General features: G+C 74.1%; 14 protein-coding genes. 10 read left to right on the forward strand and 4 right to left on the reverse strand.

Going from position 1 to position 20,922, the window contains the following annotated elements:
• The first annotated feature begins 27 nt into the window (after positions 1–27).
• Positions 28–3,045 carry a glycosyl hydrolase gene (locus ACFFHU_RS01880; RefSeq protein WP_377335006.1) on the forward strand — a complete coding sequence of 1,006 codons (3,018 nt, stop codon included), beginning with the start codon at positions 28–30 and terminating at the stop codon, positions 3,043–3,045.
• A 34-nt stretch (positions 3,046–3,079) separates the two neighbouring features.
• Here the strand turns inward: ACFFHU_RS01880 and ACFFHU_RS01885 are convergent, their stop codons facing one another.
• On the reverse strand, positions 3,080–4,012 hold the full coding sequence (locus ACFFHU_RS01885) for an aminoglycoside phosphotransferase family protein (protein WP_377335008.1): 933 nt from the start codon (positions 4,010–4,012) through the stop codon (positions 3,080–3,082).
• 128 nt (positions 4,013–4,140) lie between these two features.
• On the opposite strand from ACFFHU_RS01885, the gene ACFFHU_RS01890 reads away from it, so the two are divergent.
• Both ACFFHU_RS01890 and ACFFHU_RS01895 read left to right on the forward strand, forming a co-directional pair.
• Positions 4,141–5,124, forward strand: coding sequence for an aldo/keto reductase (locus ACFFHU_RS01890; protein WP_377335010.1), 984 nt, complete (start codon positions 4,141–4,143; stop codon positions 5,122–5,124).
• 121 nt (positions 5,125–5,245) lie between these two features.
• The gene (locus tag ACFFHU_RS01895) at positions 5,246–6,805 is read left to right on the forward strand and encodes an LPXTG cell wall anchor domain-containing protein (protein WP_377335012.1); all 1,560 of its coding nucleotides are present in this window, start codon (positions 5,246–5,248) and stop codon (positions 6,803–6,805) included.
• Positions 6,806–6,857: 52 nt separating this feature from the next.
• On the opposite strand, the gene ACFFHU_RS01900 is transcribed toward ACFFHU_RS01895, so the two are convergent.
• A complete protein-coding gene (locus tag ACFFHU_RS01900) occupies positions 6,858–8,510 on the reverse strand; it encodes an NAD(P)/FAD-dependent oxidoreductase (RefSeq protein ID WP_377335014.1) in 1,653 nt (550 codons plus the stop codon).
• Positions 8,511–8,548: 38 nt separating this feature from the next.
• Entirely contained in the window at positions 8,549–9,145 is a 597-nt protein-coding gene (locus ACFFHU_RS01905) for a flavin reductase family protein (RefSeq protein WP_377335016.1), read from the reverse strand.
• Positions 9,146–9,541: 396 nt separating this feature from the next.
• Here ACFFHU_RS01905 and ACFFHU_RS01910 point away from each other — a divergent pair, with 396 nt between their 5' ends.
• The 7 genes from ACFFHU_RS01910 (at position 9,542) to ACFFHU_RS01940 (ending at position 19,915) form a co-directional block, all read left to right on the forward strand.
• A complete protein-coding gene (locus ACFFHU_RS01910; protein WP_377335018.1) occupies positions 9,542–12,205 on the forward strand; it encodes a carbohydrate binding domain-containing protein in 2,664 nt (887 codons plus the stop codon).
• A 191-nt stretch (positions 12,206–12,396) separates the two neighbouring features.
• A complete protein-coding gene (locus ACFFHU_RS01915; RefSeq protein WP_377335020.1) occupies positions 12,397–14,154 on the forward strand; it encodes a carbamoyltransferase family protein in 1,758 nt (585 codons plus the stop codon).
• Positions 14,151–15,155 carry a glycosyltransferase family 2 protein gene (locus ACFFHU_RS01920; protein WP_377335022.1) on the forward strand — a complete coding sequence of 335 codons (1,005 nt, stop codon included), beginning with the start codon at positions 14,151–14,153 and terminating at the stop codon, positions 15,153–15,155. Before ACFFHU_RS01915 ends, ACFFHU_RS01920 begins: the two co-directional genes overlap by 4 nt.
• Entirely contained in the window at positions 15,152–16,753 is a 1,602-nt protein-coding gene (locus ACFFHU_RS01925) for an HAD-IIIA family hydrolase (RefSeq protein ID WP_377335024.1), read from the forward strand. Before ACFFHU_RS01920 ends, ACFFHU_RS01925 begins: the two co-directional genes overlap by 4 nt.
• A 73-nt stretch (positions 16,754–16,826) precedes the next feature.
• On the forward strand, positions 16,827–17,723 hold the full coding sequence (locus ACFFHU_RS01930; RefSeq protein WP_377335026.1) for a glycosyltransferase family 2 protein: 897 nt from the start codon (positions 16,827–16,829) through the stop codon (positions 17,721–17,723).
• Positions 17,720–18,976 carry a cytochrome P450 gene (locus ACFFHU_RS01935; protein WP_377335028.1) on the forward strand — a complete coding sequence of 419 codons (1,257 nt, stop codon included), beginning with the start codon at positions 17,720–17,722 and terminating at the stop codon, positions 18,974–18,976. Before ACFFHU_RS01930 ends, ACFFHU_RS01935 begins: the two co-directional genes overlap by 4 nt.
• A gap of 135 nt (positions 18,977–19,111) precedes the next feature.
• Positions 19,112–19,915: an SDR family NAD(P)-dependent oxidoreductase gene (locus tag ACFFHU_RS01940; RefSeq protein ID WP_377335030.1), complete on the forward strand. Its 804-nt coding sequence runs from the start codon at positions 19,112–19,114 to the stop codon at positions 19,913–19,915.
• 236 nt (positions 19,916–20,151) lie between these two features.
• On the opposite strand, the gene ACFFHU_RS01945 is transcribed toward ACFFHU_RS01940, so the two are convergent.
• Positions 20,152–20,895 (reverse strand): class I SAM-dependent methyltransferase, encoded by a 744-nt coding sequence (locus tag ACFFHU_RS01945; protein WP_377335032.1) that lies wholly within the window; start codon positions 20,893–20,895, stop codon positions 20,152–20,154.
• Positions 20,896–20,922 lie beyond the last annotated feature (27 nt).

Consider the following 20,922-nt stretch of genomic DNA (forward strand, 5'->3'; position numbering starts at 1 on the left):
CGGGGTCCGTCGCCATCCGGAGGCATCATGAAAGCGTCCGCCCGACCCCGCTCCCGGATGCTGGCCGCCAGCATCCCGCTCCTGCTACTCGCCGGCGCCGTCGTGGCGGGCGCCGCCACCGCCGGCACGCCGGCCGCAGCTGGCACCGCCGGCTCCCCGGCCGCTGCCGCCACCGTGGGCGCCGGCAGCTATGCGAGCACCCCCGCCGGCCCGCTGCCCAGCGGGTGCGGCTCGATCTCCACCAACCCCCGGCAGTTCACCACCGCCGACGCGCCGACCGGCGCGGTGCCGACCAACGACTGGTGGTCCTCGCTGCTGTTCAAGCGCACCGACTGCGCCTTCAGCGAGCCGCTGTACGCGCACCCGCTGGCGTACGACACCTTCACCGACGGGCTGGGCTTCTCGGCCAACTCGATCCCGTCGATCAGCGGCACCTCCACCGGGGTGGGCGAATACCACTTCCCATACGCCGAGGACCTCCGGGTGGGCGTGGCCGGGCTGGCCGCGCCGCTGGTCAAGGTGGCCGACTGGACCGACTGGACGGTCACCCCGTACTGGAGCGACGGCGCCCGTACGCTGCGCGCCACCATCGGGCACGGGCTGCCGTTCGCGTACTTCCAGGCCTCCGGCGGGGACGCCCGGATCAGCGTCACCGGCACGCCGACGGTGTGGGCCAACGACGGCGCCATGCTCGGCTTCACGGCCAACGGTCACAACTACGCCGCATACGCGCCGACCGGCGCGGCCTGGACGGTCAGCGGGAGCGCGTTCTCCAGCGCGCTGAACGGCCGGGGCTACTTCTCGGTGGCACTGCTGCCCACCACCCCCGCCACCCCGGCCGCCGACCGGGCCGCGCTGGCCGCCACCTACGGCCGGTACGCGCACGCGCACGTCACCGGCACCCGGGTGAGCTACGCGTACGACCCGGCCACCAGTCGGGTGACAACGACTTACGCGTTCACCGTGACGCCCCGGGAGGGCACCGGGACGCAGACCGTGGTGAGCCTCTACCCGCACCAGTGGAAGGCGCTGACCGGCGCCGCCCCGATCGCGCCGACCTACTCCTCGCCGCGCGGCCGGATGAAGGTGCTGACCGGGGTGAGCGAGTTCCGCACCACCATGACCTTCCACGGCGTACTGCCGGAACTGCCGGCCGTGGGCGACGGCGCCGGCGCCGACCGGGCGTCCCTGGACGCGCTGCTGGCGGCCGACCGGGCCAACCCGATGGACCAGCGCGGCGACGACACGTACTGGACCGGCAAGGGGCTCGGCCGGGCCGCGCGGATCGCCGAGATCGCCGACCTGGTCGGCGACGCCACCGACCGGGACGGCGCGCTGGACGCCATGCGGAGCACGCTCACCGACTGGTTCACCGCGCCGGCCGGGGAGACCCGACACCAGTTCTACTACGACCCCAACTGGGGCACGCTGATCGGCTATCCGGCCTCGTACGGCTCGGACCAGGAGCTGAACGACCACCACTTCCACTACGGCTACTTCGTGGCCGCCGCGGCCACGCTGGCCAAGTTCGACCCGGCCTGGGCCTCGGCCGACCGGTACGGCGGGATGGTCGACCTGCTCATCCGGGACGCCGACAACTACGACCGGTCCGACGCCCGGTTCCCCTACCTGCGCGACTTCGACATCTACGCCGGGCACGACTGGGCGTCCGGGCACGGCGCCTTCGCGGCCGGCAACAACCAGGAGTCCTCGTCGGAGGGAATGAACTTCGCCAACGCCCTCATCCAGTGGGGACAGGTGACCGGCAACCGCGCGGTCCGGGACGCCGGAGTCTTCCTCTACACCACCCAGGCGGCCGCGATCCGGGAGTACTGGTTCGACGTCGACGACGAGAACTTCCCCGCGGCGTTCGGGCACGCGGCCGTCGGGATGGTCTGGGGCGACGGCGGGGCGTACTCGACCTGGTTCAGCGCCGAGCCCGAGATGATCCAGGGCATCAACCAGCTGCCGGTCACCGGCGGCCACCTCTACCTCGGCTACGACCCGGCCTACGTGCGGCGCAACCGCGCCGAACTGGTCCGGAACAACGGCGGCGAGCCGACCGTGTGGCAGGACATCCTGTGGGAGTACCAGGCCCTCGGCGACGCCGACACGGCCCTGGCGAACCTGCGGGCCAACCCCGGGTACACCCCGGAGGAGGGCGAGAGCCGGGCGCACACCCTGCACTGGATCCGCAACCTGGCCGCGCTCGGCACGGTGGACACCACGGTCACCGCCGACCACCCGCTCGCGGCGGTGTTCAGCCGCAACGGCGCGCGCACGTACGTGGCCGCGAACCCGAGCGGCGCGGCCACCGTGGTGACCTTCTCGGACGGCACCCGGCTGAGCGTCGGCGCCGGCCGGACGGCCACCACCGGCGCGTACCAGTGGAGCGGCGGGAACGCGGGCGGCGGCGTCGAGCCGACCGGCTCACCGTCCCCGACCGGCTCACCGACCCCCACCGGCTCGCCGACGGCGAGCCCGTCCGCCTCCGGTTCCCCCTCGCCGACCGCGAGCCCCAGCCCGACGGCCTCGCCGTCGCCCAGCGGCTCACCCACGGCGAGCCCGACCGCCGGTGACGCGGCCACCCGGTATCTGGCCCCGAACGGCGGGCTGCCCGGCGCGGCACAGGGTCCCGGCACGGCCGTCGTACCGGCCGCCAACGGCAACCACGACGGGACGCCGACCAACCCGCTGACGTTCACCGCCACCGGCCTCAACCTCCGGTACGCCGGCGGCGCGACCGACTTCGACCTGTTCGTCGACGCCGGCACGGCCGTGGGCAACGGCGTGCAGGTGCGGATCACGTACGACCTGACCGGCGACGGCACGCCGGACCGGGTGGAGACGTTCCGCTACTTCGCCACCGACCCGATCGCCGGCTACGAGCACTACACACCGGCCGCCGGAATGCTCGCCAGCTCGGGGAGCCTCGGCGACCTGCGGAACGGCACGGTCCGGGTCGAGGTGTGGAGCGCCATCGGGGTCAACCCCAGCACCCTGGGCATCGGCGACGGTTCCGTGCTGCGGCTGCCGTACGCCTGACCGCCGCCGGGGTGGCAGTCCGGCCGGGTTCGCCTCACACGGACCCGGCCGGGCCCTGGCCGGCATGCGTGACGTCGATCCCGGCGCAGGTCAGCACCGCCTGTCGAAACGAGCGGACCAGCGGAGCCCGCCGTGCGGCAGGGACGCCGGGCAGGAAATCAGGCCAGTCGGCGACGAGCAGCCGCAGCTCCTCGATCGCCAGCGCCCGCCGCAGGTCAGGGCCGGCCGACCGGCCGCGAGCCGTCTCGTAGGCGACCAGCATGGCGTCCCGGGGCGGACGGGCGCCATCGAACTCCGCCCGCTGCCAGAGCAGGGCGAGATCCTCCACGCCGCTGCCGAGCCGCACGTCCTGCCAGTCGATCCAGAGCCGACGGCCGGCCGCGTCGGTCAGCACATTGCCGAGGTGGCAGTCGCCGTGGATCAACACGGTCGGCAGCCGGGACGGTGGCCGCGCGGCATCGGCCAGCAGCGCGGCCGCCCCGTCCAACGGCAGCTCCGGCTCGAGGTCGCGCCAGCGACGCAAGCCGGCCGAGATCCGCTGCGCCGCGGGCCACGGTCGGGCGACCAGCCCGGCTCGTAACGCCGGTCCGTCCCGGTGCAACGCACCCAGGTCAACGGCCAGGTCGCACCACTCCCGCTCGCTTTGCCGGTCATCCGCCGTGCACGGCCGGTATGCGGGAAGCACCATCACGACCAGATCGCCACGCACCGCCACGGCCTCGACCACCGGGACGGCCACGCCCAGATCGTCGGCCCATCGGGTGAGCACCTCGGCCTCCAGGCGGGCGCCCGCCAACCCGATCGGATCGGCCGTGGCCTTGACCACCAACTCCCGGCCGCCGCGCCGGAGCAGGAAAACCCCGGATCGCGCATCGGCGGCGTTCAGCCGACGCACCGGCTCGGCGTCGCCGAGGCCGACGGCGGCGATCGCGCGGCTCAGCAGCCGCCGGTCATGATCGGTCAGCATGCGGCAACCGTTGCACGGCGGTACGACACCGGCCCGCCGGCGGCGGGTCCGGCTCACCGGGTCGCCCCACGGACCCCACGGACCGCGTCGTCGTGTCGGACCCCCCGATGGTTGGTAGCGTCGCGCGGATGGAGCATCGGATGTTGGGCCGCACCGGCCGCGAGGTGTCGGTCGTCGGCCTGGGTACGTGGCAGCTCGGCGGGGACTGGGGCACCGTCGACGAGGACGATGCGCTGGCCATCCTGGACGCCTCGGTACGGGCCGGCGTCACCCTGCTGGACACCGCCGACGTGTACGGCGACGGCCGCAGCGAGCGCCTGATCGGCCGGTTCCTCGCGGCCCGGCCGGCCGAGGGCGTGCTGGTGGCCACCAAGATGGGCCGGCGGGTCGAGCAACGGCCCGAGCACTACACGCTGGACAACTTCCGGGCCTGGACCGACCGCTCGCGGCAGAACCTCGGGGTCGACACGCTGGATCTGGTGCAGTTGCACTGCCCGCCGACCGCGGTGCTGGAAACGGATGCCGTCTACGACACGCTCGACACCCTGGTCGCCGAGCGGCGGGTGGCCGCGTACGGGGTGAGCGTGGAGACCTGCGACCAGGCGCTCACCGCGATCGCCCGGCCGAACGTGGCCAGCGTACAGATCATCCTCAATGCCTTCCGGCGCAAGCCGCTGGAGCGGGTGCTGCCGGCCGCGCTGGCGGCCGGGGTGGGGATCGTCGCCCGGGTGCCGCTGGCCTCCGGCCTGCTCACCGGGAAGTTCCGGCCGGACACCGCCTTCGCGGCCGACGACCACCGGAACTTCAACCGGCACGGCGCGTCGTTCGACGTCGGCGAGACGTTCTCCGGGGTCGACTACGAGACCGGCCTCGCCGCCGCGGCCGAGTTCACCCGGCTCGTGCCCGCCGGCGCCAGTCCGGCCCAGGCGGCGCTGCGGTGGGTGATCCAGCAGCCGGGGGTGACTACCGTGATCCCCGGGGCCAGCAGCGTCGAGCAGGCGACGGCGAATGCGACGGCCGCGGCGCTGCCCGAGCTGCCCGAGCCGGCGCTCGCGGCCATCGCGGAGCTGTACGACCGGCGGATCCGCGCCCAGGTCCACCACCGTTGGTGAGCGCACCCAGACCAAGCCGTTAGGTGAATTCTTCCGCCGAACGGCCAACCGGGACAGCGTCGGGAGGGATGGGGTTCCTACCCTCGAAAGGTCTTTCGACGCCAACTCAAAGGACCCTGACATGCCTGGATCCGTACGCCGGCGCTGGCTCGCCGCGCTGGGCAGCGCCGCCGCGGTGCTCACCATCGCCAGCCCTGCGCTCGCCGACGAGGCGCCGGCGAAGCTCGGCATCTACTTCCCCGACACCACGATCGCGGCCGGCTCGGACGGCAAGGTCGGGGCCACCGTCATCACCTCGTCGAAAGCGCTCTTGCTGTCCTCCGTCACCGTCCGGTACGACTTGACCGACCTGGCCGGCAAGGTGACCGTCGCCAAGGGGCCGATCGCGGGGGTCGGCTCCGAATGCGATCCGTCGACGGGGACCGTGCTGGTCTGCCATGTGCCGTACGACCTCGCCTTCGAGCCGCCTGGCATCGGAGACATCGCCCCGGTGCGGATCAAGGCCACCGAGCAGGCAAAGGACGGGGACACCGGCACCTTGAAGGTGACGCTGACGGCCAGCGGTTATCCCGGTAGCTACACCGTGTCGCACAGCGCGCGGATCCGCATCGGCGCGGGCGTCGACCTGGTCGCGGGCCCGGAGATCAAGCGGTCGGCGGCGCCCGGGCAGGGTTTCACCGCCCCGCTCACGGTCAGCAACAGCGGCGCGGCCACCGCGAGGGGCGCGGCCGCCGTCTTCCACAACGACTACGGGCTCAACGCCGCCAAGCACTACAGCAACTGCACCTACGTGGGCGACCAGCTGCGCAGCTGCCAATTCGACCAGGACCTGCCGGCCGGCGCCACCTTCGCGGCGACGCTGCCGTACGTCCTCGGCGCCGACACCTTGGCACCCGGCGCCAAGCAGGGCGAGATCCTCTGGATGACCCCGGACGAGTTCGCGGACTACCAGGGCAGCGTCGGCGCCAGCGGCGAGGCCATCGGCACGCCGGGCGCCGACGGCAGGCTGAGCCTGGCGGAGGTCAGGGCCGCCAGCCGGGGCTTTCAGGCGGATCCGGATCCGGGCAACAACCGCACGGCGCTGCAGGTGACCGTCGCCGGCACGAACAGCACCGATCTCGAGGCGATCGGCGCGTCCGCGACCGGCCGGGTGGGCCAGACCGTCACGGCGAAGGTCGGGGTCCGGAACAACGGGCCGGCGACGCTCGACTACGTCGGTGCCCACGGCTCCGTCACGTACCTGGACTTCGACGCGCCGGCGGGGACCACCGTGGTCAAGCCCGGGCCGGGCTGCACCCCCACGAGCCAGGACAACCGGCACTTCCACTGCTCCTTCGGATCGTTCCTGAAGGCCGGTGACTCGATCATGCTGGACTTCTCGCTGCGGATCGGCCAGGTCCTCCCCAACGCCACCGGGCTGGTGAAGATCAATGTTCCGTGCCGGTGCGACGACGGCAACACCGGGTTCGACCGGGACACCAATCCGGCCAACGACACCGCGAAGGTCGTCGTGAACGCCGCGGGCGGTGGCCAGGGCGGCGGTGACGGCGAGGGCGGTGGCACGCTGCCGATCACCGGCGCCGACACCGGCCTGCTCGCCGGCATCGGCATCCTGCTGGTGGCGGCCGGCGCCGGCGGCTACCTGCTGGCCCGCCGCCGGAGGACCCGCTTCGTGGCCTGAGCTGGGACCATCGGGGACCCCGCCGACCGGTCCGGTCGGCGGGGTCCCGTCGTCAGGAGGTCAGCACCTTCTCGGCCGCCGTCTCGATCGTGCTCCGGTCGTAGTCGAAGTAGCGCCGCAGCTGCGGCGGCGCGGCGGTCCGCCCCCAGTCGTAGATCTGCTGCTGCACCGCCATCGACCCGTCGTGCCAGCGGCGCAGCACGTCCCGCAGGTTAAGCGGGGCCGGCGACGCCTCGCCCTCGCCGAGCACCTCGGCCAGCCGGCCGACCGCGTCCGCGGCGCTCAACTCGCCGCGCTCGACCTGCTGCATCACCGCGAAGCAGCCGTCGAAGAGGTCCTGCGCCGAGGCCAGGTCGGGGCAGAACGAGCCGGGCCGCTCACCGTCGTGCAACCGTGCGAGCAGCCCGTCGTCGCCGGTCTCCAGGTAGCGGTAGTAGGTGCCCGAGATGCGGATGACGCCCAGGTTCCAGGCCAGATACCAGGTCTTCGACCAAGCCCGCCACAGGTCGAAGTCGCGGAACGCGATGTACGACCCGGCGATCAGCCGGTCGTTGTTGTCGAGGATGCGCTGGTTGAGGGTGTCGAGGTAGCCGAAGCGCGCCGCGCTGAAGTCGCGGTCCTGCCGGGCGGCCAGGAACAGCGGCACGAACGCCTCGATGACCGCCATGGTGTTCGCCATCCCCCTGCTGAACAGCGCGTCGATGGCGCCGGCCGCGTGGCTCATCAACACCCACCGGTCGCCCACCGTGCGGGACGAGGAGAACTGGGTACGGCCGGTGGAGATCCACGGGAACGCCGGGGTGGCGTCGGCGAACTGCCGCCGGATGGATGGGTAGCGCGCCAGGAACTCGTCCCACTCCTGCTGGGCGCTCACCCCCGCCCGCTTCGGATACCGCCGGCTGTCCAGGTTGAGCCCGACGCTCACCAGGTCGGACTCCGACTCCGGGTGGTTGTCGAACGGGATGACCCACATCCAGCCGCCGTCGAAGAGGTGGTGCAGGGTGCCCTGGTGCCAGAGGTTGGGCTGGCCGCTGGACTCCTCGACACTGTCGTACGGCCGTACCCCGCGCATGTGGGTGAAGATCGTCCGCGAGTCGGTGACGAACCGGCACGGCTCCTCGCGGAGGCCGAACTCGTTGGCCAGCACCGAGGTGCGGCCGGTGGCGTCGATGACGTAGTCGGCCGTGAACACCTCGCCGGTGGAGAACTCGATCCGCGCGCGGTCGGCGTCGATGTCCACCCCGGCGACCCGTACCCCCTCCCGGGCCAACGCGCCGTACCCGATCGCGGCCTGGAACAGGTGCTGGTCGATGTCGGCCCGCATCAGGTGCGACTCCGGCCCGAACGGCCCCTCCGAGACGCTGCACTGGGTGACGTCGTACGGGTCGTGCTCCACCTCCGGCCGGTGGTGGACGAAGCCGAAGTTCGTCTTGATGCCGCACCGCCGGCTCGCGTGCTCGCGGATGCCCCGGCTGGTGGAGACCTGGGCCAGCTCGGGCACGTCGTACCGGGCGGCCAGCAGCCGCATGAGGAACGAGGTCTCCCCGATGGTCGACTCACCGAGGGCGAACCGGGGATGGGTGGCGGCGTCGACCATCGCGACCGATACGCCGGCCCGGGCCAGGATGGCCGCTACGGTGCTGCCGCCGATGCCGGTGCCCAGCACCATGGCCTCGACGTGTTCGGATGCCGCGGAAGTGGTCACGGGTGTTCCTTTCCATCATGGGTCGTGCAGGTCGAGGATCACGGCCCGGCCAGCCGTCCGGGGCGTCCACGGTGGAAGATGAGCGGTTCGCCGGCCCCGACCCGCAGGCTGCCGACCGAGGCCACCACCAGCACGTGGTCGCCGCCGTCGTGCTCGTCCCGCACCGCCGCGTCGATCCAGGCGTGCGCCCTGACCAGCTCCGGCAGTCCGGCCGGGCCGATCCGCCAGGCCGACCCGGTGAACCGGTGCTCGCCGTCGGCGTACCGGCCGAACTGCCAGGCCAGCTCCGCCTGGTCGGTGGTGAGGAGGTTGAGCCGGAACCGCCCGCCCGCCCGGCGTACCCGCTCCCAGGACCGCGAGTGCCGGCCCACGCCGAGCGCGATCAGCGGAGGGTCGAGCGACAGGCTCATCAGGGCCTGGATGGTCATCCCGATCGGGGCGCCGTCCCGACCCCGGGAGGTGAGCAGGGTGAGCCCGGTGGCGAAGTGACCGAGCACCTGGCGGAAGTGGGCGGCCACCGACGGATCGCGGACCGAACCGGCCCACGTGGCCGCGACGACGACGGAGTCGGGACGGTCGGGCGCCGGGACCGTCACGGCATCCCGCAGCTCGTGCGGCACCGCGGCGGCCGGCACGATGAACTGTCCACGAATCCAGCGTAGGAGCGGACGGCAACAGCGGGCAACGGTTCCACTCGCCCACCGCGCCGGTCGCCCGGGCGGACCTCGCCGGTGCTCACGGGTGAACGCGAACACTCGGTCAATCAACCGGTTCAGCTGCCGGATTTGCACCCCCGAGCCGACGAGTACGGCACCGGCAACCTGCGACAATCCCCTTTTCCTGCCTGGCCAGCCGTCACGGAAACCGGCTCTGGTGAATATAGGTCACGATCGAGTAACGCTCGCATACACTTCTTGACGTCGATGTTCTGAACCGATTCAGTTGGGCGTGTGCCGACGGACCGGCCGAGCCGCCGGTCCCCGACCAGGTTGCCGCCGTGGCATGGGCGGCCCAGCTGTGGAGGTTTCTCGATGGCTCTGCGCAACCGCCGGACCGTCCTCGCGAGGGTCGTGGCCGTGCTCGCGGCGCTGGTCTTCCTGCCCGCCACCCCGGCGACCGCGGCCGACCAACGGGCCCCGGGCGCCGACCGCGCCGCGGCCGACGACCGAGCCGCGGGCGACCGGGAAGCCGGGGCCGACGGGCGGCCGGCCACCAAGCGGGCGTTCGTGGTCCGCGATGGGACCCGGTTGACCGTCGCCGGCCGGCCGTTCCGGTTCGCCGGACCCAACGAGTACTGGCTCGGCCTGGACGAGAACGTCGGCGGGGTCGACCCGACCGACCCGCCGACCGTGGACTACCCCACGTACTTCCGCATCCGCGACGGGCTGACCACGGCCAAGGCCATGGGGTCCACCGTGGTCCGCGCGCACACGGTCGGGGTGTCCACCGGCAACCCCCGCTCGCTGGAGCCGGCGCTCGGGCAGTTCAACGAGCGCGCGTTCGACAGCATCGACTACTCGGTGGCCGAGGCCGGCCGGCTCGGGCTCCGGCTGATCGTCCCGCTCACCGACAACTGGCAGTACTACCACGGCGGCCGGTACGACTTCCTGCGCTGGCTGGGCCTCAGCACGGACAACAACGGCGCGCTGTTCTACACCGACCCGGGCGCCCGCGCCGCGTTCAAGGAGTACGTCCGGCACCTGCTCACGCACGTGAACCGCTACACCGGGGTGCGGTACACCGACGACCCGACGATCATGGCGTGGGAGCTCGGCAACGAGCTCAACGGGATGACGCCCGACTGGGTCGAGGACTCGGCCGGCTACGTCAAGAGCCTCGCCGGCCGACAGCTGGTGGCGGCCGGCAGCCAGGGCGGGGTCGACCCGGCCGTGCTGGCCGCGCCGCACGTCGACATCAGCGACTCGCACTACTACCCGCCCACCGCCGAGCGCATCGCCGCGGATGCCACCGCCGCCACGAGGGCCGGCAAGGTCTACGTGGCCGGCGAGTACGGCTCGGGCCAGGCCACCGACGAGCTGCTCGATCAGGTCGCGGCGAACCCGGAGGTCAGCGGGGCCCTGTTCTGGTCGCTGTTCCCGCACCATGACCACTACGGCTACGTGCCGCACAGCGACGGCTTCACCGTGCACTACCCGGGCGACACCCCGGGGATGCGTGCCGTGGTGGCCGCGCTCACCCGGTTCGCCAGCCGGATGTCCGGCGCGCCGCTGCGGCCGGTGGTCGGCGACCGGCCGTTGCTGACCGCGATCGACGCCAGCTACGGCATCAACACGCTGCGCTGGCGGGGCACCGCGGGCGCCGCCGGCTATCTGGTCCAGCGCCGCGGGCCCGGAACCGGGTGGCGCACCGTCAGCGGAGCGCAGCCGTTGAGCGACAACGACACCCCGTGGCTCGACCTCACCACGCCCGCCGGGCCGGTCACGTACCGGATCGTCGCGGTCGACGCGGCCGGTCGGAGCGTCGCCACCTCCGCGCCGGTCGCCACCGACCCCGCGAGCGACCAGCTGTTCGACCCGCTGGAGGACTGGTACGACACGGCCGGCCACAGCGACTCGCTGCGGCGGATCCCGGCCGGCGACGGGGTGCTGGTGGCGCCCGCGCCGGGCGCCTCGGGTGAGCTCCGCTACCAGCGCGAGCGCATCACGGCGGCCACCGTCACGGTGGCCTCGGTCGGGGTTCCCCGCGCGGTGCTCGAGGTGTCCGCCGACGGGACCACCGGCTGGCACCCGGTCCGGCCACGGATCGCGCCCGCCGGACACGGCCGGTACGCGCTCAGCGTGTCCCGACTGTCCGGCGTGAACGGTCTGCGGGTCGTCTGGCGGCCCGGCGCCCGGTTCGCGGTCGCCTCCGTGGCCCTCACCGCCGCGGCCGGCTCGGTGGCCACCGGAGCGCCGGGCTCCTTCGGCCTGACCGCGCCGGCCCCCGGTGCCACCGGGGTGAGCCGGCTGGCCGCCCTGACCTGGTCGGCCGCGCCGGGCACGGCGTACTACTCGCTGACCGTCTCCGAGCACCCCGACCTCAGCTCGCCGCTGGTGTCGGTGTCCGGCCTGCACACCACCGGCTACACCCCGACCTCGGCCTGGCCCGCCGCCACCACGCTGTACGTGCGGATCACCGCCACCAACGGGTACGGCTCGACGGCGGTGACCGGGTCGCCGGTGTCCTTCACCACCCGCGCGGACGTCCCGGGCGTGGTGGTCGACGACTTCGACACCTATCCCTCGGACGCCGCGCTGGCGGCCGCCTACCCGGCCAACACCGGCGGCGACCCGATCACGGCCACGCTGGCCCCGGCGGGCGAGGGCAGCGGGCACAGCATGCTGCTCAGCTACACGCTCGGCAGCAACGGATACGCCGGGGTCATCCACACCCTGCCCGCGGCGCAGGACTGGCGCGGCACCACCGGGCTGCGGATGTGGATCAAGCCGGGCACGGACGGGCAGCGGCTCACCCTTCAGTTCGTGGCCGCGGGCTTCTACTGGGAGAGCACGGTCACGCTCGCCGGGACGGCGCCGCGGGTCGTCGAGGTGCCGTTCAGCGCCTTCGCCCCGCCCCCGTGGGCCACTCCCGGCCCGCTCGACCTGAGCTCCGTGACGCAGCTGTCGCTGTACCCGGGCGGGGGCGCGGGCTCGGGGACCATCCAGCTCGACTCCATCGGCGCGTACGTGTCCTGACGCTCGAGACTGACCGCCGGGCCGCCGCGGGAGGCGGCCCGGCGGTCCCGTCCCGGCCTCCGGCGAACGGCGCCCGGGCGGCCCGGCGGCCCGATCAATGCCCGACCCCGCGCTGGAATTGGACAAACAATACTTAATAGGAAGTCGTTGATCATCGGTGTTGGGTAGCACTTCTCGGGTACGGCTTCTTCATGCGCGTGCTCGGAATCAACGCGATCTTCCACGATCCGGCGGCCGCCCTGGTGGTCGACGGGCAGATCGTGGCCGCCGCCGAGGAGGAACGGTTCAGCCGGCGTAAGCACGGCAAGCGGCCGGTCCCCTTCTCCGCGTGGGAGCTGCCGGAGCTCTCCGCGGCCTGGTGCCTGCGCCGGGCCGGCATCGACGCCGGCCAGCTCGACGCCGTCGCCTACTCGTTCGATCCCGGCCTGTGCCGGGACGCCGACCAGCTCGGCCTCGCCGACCCCTGGGACTGGCTCCGGATCGAGTACGCGAACCGGGCGCCCCAGTTCCTCGCCGCGGCGCTGCCCGGCCTGGACCCGGCCATCGTTCGCTTCGTTCCGCACCACGTCGCGCACGCGGCCTCCGCCGGCCTGGCCGCGCCGGCCGGCGCCGGGCCGGAATCCCGGACCGGCGACCCGACCGGTACGGGCGGCCAGGACGCGGCCGTGCTGGTGCTGGACGGGCGCGGGGAGACCGCCAGCCATCTGGGCGGCGTCTATCGGGACGGGCGCCTCGAGCAGCTCGCCGCGCAGGAGCTGCCGCACTCGCTCGGCCTGCTCTACGAGGACCTGACCCGGCACCTCGGGTTCATGCACTCCAGCGACGAGTACAAGGTGATGGCGCTGGCCTCGTACGGCGAGCCCCGGCACCTCGACCTGCTGCGGGAACTGGTCCGCCCCACCGACGACGGCGGTTTCACGGTGCAGCGGATCGACTGGGCCGCGCTGGCCGCGCCCCGGGCGGCCGACGGCGAAATGACGGCCGCGCACGCCGACCTCGCGTCCAGCGTGCAGGCCCGACTGGAGGAGGTGATCCTCGACCTTGCCCGCTGGTTGCACAAGGCGGCCGACGGCCCGCCCACGCTCACCATGGCCGGTGGGGTGGCGCTGAACTGCGTGGCCAACGCGCGCCTCGCGGCCGAGGGCCCGTACCAGCGGGTGTGGGTGCAGCCGGCGGCCGGCGACGCCGGGACCGCGCTCGGCGCGGCGCTGCACCTGGCCGGCGAGCTCGGCGACCGGGCCGCCCCGATGCCCGGCGTCGACCTCGGTCGCGGTTGGCCGGACGACGAGATGGAGGCGGAGCTGCGCCGGGCGGCGCTGCCCTACCGGCGGCCCGATTCGATCGCGGCCGAGGCGGCCGAGGTGCTGGCCCGGAACGGGATCGTGGCCTGGTTCCAGGGGCGGAGCGAGTACGGCCCGCGGGCGCTCGGCCACCGCTCGCTGCTCGCCCATCCCGGCGACCCAAACACCACCCGGCGGATGAACGACGTGAAGGGCCGCGAACAGTTCCGGCCGATCGCCCCGATGGTACGCGCCGAGCGGGCCGCCGAGATCTTCGAAGGCGTGCTGCCCAGCCCGTACATGCTGTTCGTGCACCGGGTGGCCGCGCAATGGCGGGACCGGATACCGGCCGTGGTGCACGTCGACGGCACGGCCCGGATCCAGACCGTCGATCCGGACACCGAGCCGGTGCTGGCGGAGATGCTGGCCGAGTTCGAGCGCCGCACCGGCCTGCCGGTGGTGGTGAACACCTCGCTCAACACGGCCGGACGGCCCATGGTGGACACCCCGCGGGAGGCCATGGAGCTGTTCGGCTCGGCCCCGGTGGACCTGCTGGTCCTCGGGCCCTTCGCCGTACACCGCGCCGACCTGACCGGAAACCGCGCCGACCCGACCGGGGAACGCGCTGCCCTCGCCGTACCCGGCACCGGCCTCGGCGGCCGGCGGTGATCAGCATCGTCGTGCCGACCGTGGCCCGGGACAGCCTCGCCGACCTGCTCGGCGCGCTCGCCGGGCAGCGCGGTCCACTGCCGGAGCTGGAGCTGCTGATCGTCGACGACCGCCGGTCGGGCAGCGGCGAGCTGCCGGTCCCGGGCTCGCTGGCGGCGTACACCAAGGTGTTGCCCGGCCGCGGTTGCGGGCCGGCGGCCGCCCGCAACGTGGGGTGGCGCGCGGCCCGGCACCCCTGGGTGGCCTTCCTCGACGACGACGTGCGGCCGGAGCCGGACTGGCTGACCGGCCTCGCGGCCGACCTCGCGGCCGCCGGCCCGGACACCGGCGGGATCCAGGGCCGGCTGCGGGTGCCGCTGCCGGCGCACCGCCGCCCCACCGACTGGGAACGGGTCACCGCCGGGCTGGCCGAGAGCGAGTGGATCACCGCGGACATGGCCTACCGGCGAGCCGCCCTCGCCGCCGTGGGCGGCTTCGACGAGCGGTTCCCCCGGGCGTTCCGGGAGGACGCCGAGCTGGCCCACCGAGTCCGGGCCGCCGGTTGGCGCCTGGTCCGCGGCGCCCGCCGGGCCGTGCATCCGGTACGCGCGGAGAGCCGCTGGGTCAGCCTGCGTACCCAGCGGGGCAACGCGGACGACGCCCTGCTGCGCCGGCTGTACGGACCCCGCTGGCGGACCGAGCTGGGCATCCCGGCCGGGCGGCGGCACCGGCACGCGGTCGTCACCGGCGCGGCGGCGCTGGCCGCGGCGGCCCTGGCCGGCGCGCTGGCCGCCCGGCGGTCCCGGGCCGGACGCCCGCTCGCCGGGGTGGCCGCGCTGGCCGGGGCCGCCTGGCTGGCCGGCACCCTCGGCTTCGCGTACGAGCGGATCCGGCCCGGACCCGGCGGCCGGCCGGAGGTCGCCACGATGCTGCTGACCAGCGTGGCGATCCCGCCGCTGGCCACCATGCACTGGCTGGCGGGCTGGTGGCGGCACCGGCACACGGCCCGGGTCGACCGGTGAGCGGCCCGGGCGGGCGGGCCGGACCGCTGTTCGACGCCGTGCTGCTGGACCGGGACGGCACCCTGATCGAGGACGTGCCGTACAACGGCGACCCGGACAAGGTCCGCCCGATGCCCGGCGCCCGGGCGGCGCTCGACCGGCTCCGCGCCGCCGGGCTGCGGCTCGGCGTGGTGACCAACCAGTCGGGACTGGCCCGCGGCCTGTTCAGGCCGGCGGACCTGGCCGCGGTGCACGCCCGGATCGAGGAGCTGCTCGGCCCGTTCGACACCTGGCAGGTCTGCCCGCACGACGACGGCGACCGGTGCCGGTGCCGCAAGCCGGCGCCCGGCCTGGTCCGGGACGCCGCCCGGGTGCTCGGCACCGACCCCCGGCGCTGCGCGGTGATCGGCGACATCGGCCGGGACATGACGGCCGCGGCCGCGGCCGGCGCCGCCGGGATCCTGGTGCCCACCCCGGTGACCCGGCCCGACGAGATCGCGGCCGCTCCCGAGGTGGCCACGGACCTGGCCGACGCCGTCGACCGGCTGCTGCGCCGCCAGGAGCTGGCCCGGCCCGCGCCGGCCGCCGCCCGGCCGGACACCGTGCTGGTGGTACGCGCCGACTCGGCCGGGGACGTGCTGCTCACCGGCCCGGCCATCCGGGCCGTGGCGGCCGGCGCCGATCGGGTAGCGCTGCTCTGCGGTCCGCGCGGTCGGGGCGCGGCCCGGCTGCTGCCCGGCATCGACGAGCTGATCGAGTGGCCGCTTCCGTGGATCGACCCGGCGCCGCAGCCGGTCGACGCCGCCGCCATGGCCGAGCTGACCGAGCGCCTCTCGGCGGTCCACCCGGCCCACGCGTTGATCTTCACGTCCTTCCACCAATCGCCGCTGCCGCTGGCGCTGCTGCTGCGGATGGCCGGAGTGCCCCGGGTGAGCGGGATCAGCGACGACTATCCGGGCAGCCTGCTGGACCTGCGGCATCGCGTGCCGGCGGGTCTGCCGGAGCCGGAGCGGGCGCTGTCGCTGGCCGCCGCGGCCGGCTTCGGGCTGCCGGCCGGGGACGAGCCCATCCTGCGGGTACGCCCCGACGCGCTGCCCGGCCGGCCCGCCGCCGCGCAGCGGCGCGGTTACGTGGTGGTCCATCCCGGCGCGTCGGTGCCGGCCCGGGCCTGCCCGCCGCAGCGGTGCGCCGACATCGTCCGCGCGCTCGCCGCGGCCGGGCACCGGGTGCTGGTCACCGGCGGCCCCGCGGAACGGGAGCTGACCGCCCGGGTGGCGGCGGCCGGCGGCACGGATCTCGGCGGCGGCACGTCGCTGGCCGAGCTGGCCGCGGTGCTGGCCGGAGCGGCGTGCGTGGTGGTCGGCAACACCGGGCCGGCGCACCTGGCCGCCGCGCTGGACGTGCCGGTGGTGAGCCTGTTCGCCCCGACGGTCCCGTTCGGACAGTGGGCCCCGTACCGGGTGCCCGTGGTGCGGGTCGGCGACGCCGCCGCCGGCTGCCGGGACAGCCGGGCCACCGTCTGCCCGGTGCCCGGGCACCCCTGCCTCACCGGGGTGGACCCGGCCGAGGTGGTGGCGGCCGTCGGGCTGCTCACCGCGGACCGGGAGGCGGGTTGGTGAACATCCTGCTCTGGCTCATTCCGGCGGGCTGACTGCGGTATGCCGGCCGCCGTCTGGGGTACGCAGGTGGATCGTGACCGATGTGACCGTGGTGGTGGCCACTCGAAACCGCCGGGACCAGTTGCTCGACTCGCTCGACCGGCATGCCGGCCCGGTGATCGTGGTGGACAACGGCTCCACGGACGGCACCGCGGACGCCGTCCGGGACCGCTTTCCCGGCGTACGCGTGGTCCGGCTCGACCACAACGCCGGGGCCGCGGCCCGGAACGTCGGCGCGGAGCTGGCCCGTACGCCGTTCGTGGCCTTCGCCGATGACGACTCGCACTGGGCGCCGGGCTGCCTGGACCGCGCGGCCGCTCTGTTCCGGGCCCATCCCCGGGCCGGTCTGCTGACCGCGCAGATCCGGGTGGGCCGGAGCGAGCGGCTGGACCCGGTGTCGGCGGGGATGGCCGAGGACCCGCTCGGTTCACCGCCCGACCTGCCCGGTCCCGCGGTGCTCGGCTTTCTGGCCTGCGCGGCGATCGTCCGCCGGGACGCCTTCGGCCAGGTCGGCGGCTTCAACCCACGGCTGCGCATCTATGGCGAGGAGGAGTTGCTGGCCATGGACCTGGCGGCGGCCGGGTGGGGCCTGGCCTACGTACCCGAGCTGGTGGTGCACCACCAACCGGCCACCGAGGGTCGGGACCTGCGGCGCCGGCACCGTCTGGAGGCCCGCAACCGGCTGCTCACCGCGGCGCTCCGCCGACCGGCCCCGGTGGTCCTGCGCACCGCGGTCGAGACCTGGCGGGCGCCGCAGGGCCGATCCGCCCTGCTGGACGCCGGCCGCGAGCTGGGCTGGATCCTCCGGCACCGGCGCCGGTTGCCGGCCCCGGTCGAGGCGGCCCGGGCCCGGCTCGACCGGTGGGACCGGTCGGCGGGGCAGGTCCGCGACGTTTGTCCGGTCGAATCCCGGGGAGTCCGCCGGGCGTGACCCGTGGCCCGAAGCTGGACCAGACCCTCCGGCTCGCCCTCGAGGGTTACGCCTGGTTGCCCAACCTGCGCCGCCGCATCGGCGACAACGTGGTGCGGACGACCCTGTTCGGCGGTCCGGCCGTCGGCCTGTGCGGGCCGGAGGCCGCCCGGTTCGTCTACGACGAGCGGCACGTCCGCCGGCACGGCGCGCTGCCCAAGCCGGTCCTGAGCACCCTGTTCGGCAAGGGGGCCGTGCACACCCTCGACGGCGAGGCCCACCGGGTCCGCAAGGCCATGTTCACGGGGCTGATGACGCCGGACGGGACGGAGGCGGGGGCCGGGGTGGCCGCCGGCGTGGCCCGGCTCGGCGAGCACGTCGGGGAGGCCTGGGACGCCGCCGTACCGGGGTGGCGGGGGCGCGGCGGGCTCACCGTCTTCGCCGACGTGCCGGCCGTGATCACCGCGGCCGTGTGCCGGTGGGCCGGCGTACCGCTGGCCGGCGAGGAGGTCGGCCCGATGGCTACCGCCCTGATGGCGCTGGTCGACGGCTTTGCCACGGCCGGCCCGCGGCACTGGCGGGCCCGCCGGGCCCGCGGGCGGATCGAGGCCCGCTTCGCGGACCTGATCGATTCGGTACGGGACGGCCGGCTCGCCGCCCCCGCCGGGTCCGCAGTGCGCACGGTGGCCGAACACCGCGACGCCGACGGCCGCCCGCTGGACCGGGCGGTCGCGGCCGTCGAGCTGCTCAACGTGGTACGCCCCACCGTGGCCGTGACCTGGTTCGTGATGTTCGCCGGGCATACCCTGCACCGCTGGCCGGAACACCGGGCCATGCTGGCCGGCGGCGACGGTGAGCGCGCCACCGCGTTCGCCCAGGAGGTCCGCCGGTTCTATCCGTTCGCGCCCTTCGTCGGCGGTCGGGCGGCGCGGGACCTGACCTTCCGAAACGAGCCGATCCCGTCCGGCGCCATGGTGCTGCTGGACGTCTACGGCCAGAACCACGACCCGAGCCTGTGGCACGACCCGTACGCGTTCCGCCCGGACCGCTTCGTCGGCCGGCCGATCGGCGAGTTCGACCTGATCCCGCAGGGCGGCGGCGACCCGCGCGCCGGACACCGCTGCCCGGGCGAGGCCATCACGCTGGCCACCCTCACCGCGCTGGCCGGCCGGCTGGCCCGGCTCGACCACCGGGTGCCGGAGCAGGACCTGCGGATCCCGCTGCACCGCATACCCGCCCGGGTCACCAGCGGTTTCCGGCTGTCGCTCCGGTAGCGGCGCGCCGCCGACGCGCGGCGGGAAGCACCGGGCGTTTTCTGGCGACCTGCGGGGGTAGGTCGACATCGGCGGCAGAAAAGCCGGACCGGCGCCTGCCCGCGACCGGTTCGCAGAAAGCGGAGGTCGACAGCCATGGAAAACACTTCGACCGGACGGCCGCTCGCGGTGGTGACCGGGGCATCCAGCGGCATCGGGTACGAGCTGGCCCGGCAGTTCGTCGAGCACGGGTACGACGTGGTGATGGCCGCGGAGGACGCCGAGCTCGACGAGGCCGCCACCGGCCTGCGCCGGGACGGGACCGCGACGGTGACGCCCGTTCGGGTCGACCTCACCACGTACGACGGGGTGGAGCAGCTCTACCGGGAGATCGGCGGCGCCGGCCGGCCGGTGGCGGCCATCGCGCTCAACGCCGGGGTGGGCCAGGGCGGCGACTTCGCCCGGCAGACCGACCTGCGCGACGAGCTGGCCATTGTGGACCTGAACTGCCGGTCCGTCGTCCACCTGGCCAAGCGGGTGGTCCCGGACATGGTTTCCCGCGGCGCCGGCCGGGTGCTCTTCACCTCGTCGATCGCCTCCACCATGCCGGGCGCCTACCAGGCCGTCTACAACGCGTCGAAGTCGTTCACCCAGTCCTTCGCCGAGGCGCTACGCGAGGAACTCAAGGACACCGGCGTGACGGTGACCTCGCTGATGCCGGGGCCGACCGACACCGAGTTCTTCGAACGGGCCGACCTCGAGGACACCAAGCTGGCCAAGAAGAAGGACGACCCGGCCGACGTGGCCCGGCAGGGCTTCGAGGCCATGATGAAGGGCGAGGCCAAGGTGGTGGCCGGCTCGTTCCTCAACAAGGTCCAGGCGGCTGGCGGCCGGCTCATGCCGGACGCGGTCAAGGCCAAGCTGCACGGCAAGGTGGCCGAGCCCGGCTCCGGCAGCTGAGGCCGGCCGGCGGGGCCCGGCCCAGCGGCGGGAATCGTGCCGGCGAGCCCCGCCCACCCGGGGTGGGCGGGGCCGGATCTACCGCTTGAAGGCCACGCTCAGGCGCCATCCTCGGCAGCCTGCCACGGGTTGACGGTATGGACGCCAGTGGAGAACCCCCATCTCCAGCTCCTGGACGGTGATCGTCGAGACGAACAGCTGCTGGCCCGGCCGCCCGCCGGCAATGATCGGAGCCCTCAGTCGGCCGGTTTGCGGTAGACCGAGATGTGGTCGGTGCTGTCCGGCCCGAACGGGTCCCGCCGCCAGTTGGCGTACCGCGCCTCAAGGCGCAGCCCCGCCTGCGCGGCCAGCTCGTCGATCTGCTCCGGCCAGCGGTAGCGCATGCCGAACGGCTGGAGTCGGACGCCGCCGTCGGTGAAGGTGAGAGTCTGCCGGACGAAGGTCTGCTCCGCCCGGTCGTACCGGTGCATCCGGACCGTCACCGAGCTGTCGGTCACGGAACGGACCTGCACCTGCCGCTCTTCCTCGTCGAACTTCGCCAGGTCGGGCACGAACGCCTCGATCACGAAGGCGCCGCCGGGGGCGAGCACCCGGGCCACGTTGCGGAAGCAGTCCTCCTGCCGCCCCTTGACCGTCAGGTTGAACAGCGTGTTGAAGACCAGATAGACCAGCGGGTACGGGCCGCCGTCGACGGCCACGTCGGCCATGTCGCCCACCAGGACCGGGACCGCCTCCCCGCCCGGCTTGGCGCGCAGCAGCTCCACCATCTCCGGCGACGCCTCGATGCCCTCGACGGGCACGCCGCGCTCGGCGAGCGGCAGCGCCACCCGGCCCGAGCCGACGGCCAGCTCCAGGGCCGGCCCGCCGCCGGCCAGGTCGGCCAGGAACTCCACCGCGGGCGCGGGGTCCGGGTTTCCCGGATCGTCGTACGTGGTGGCCCACTGCCGGCCGAACAGGCCGGGATCATCCAGCATCGACATGCGACATCGATAACAAGCCGCCCACCC

Origin of the sequence: Plantactinospora siamensis (genome assembly GCF_042434095.1) — a bacterium.
Lineage (GTDB): Bacteria > Actinomycetota > Actinomycetes > Mycobacteriales > Micromonosporaceae > KBS50.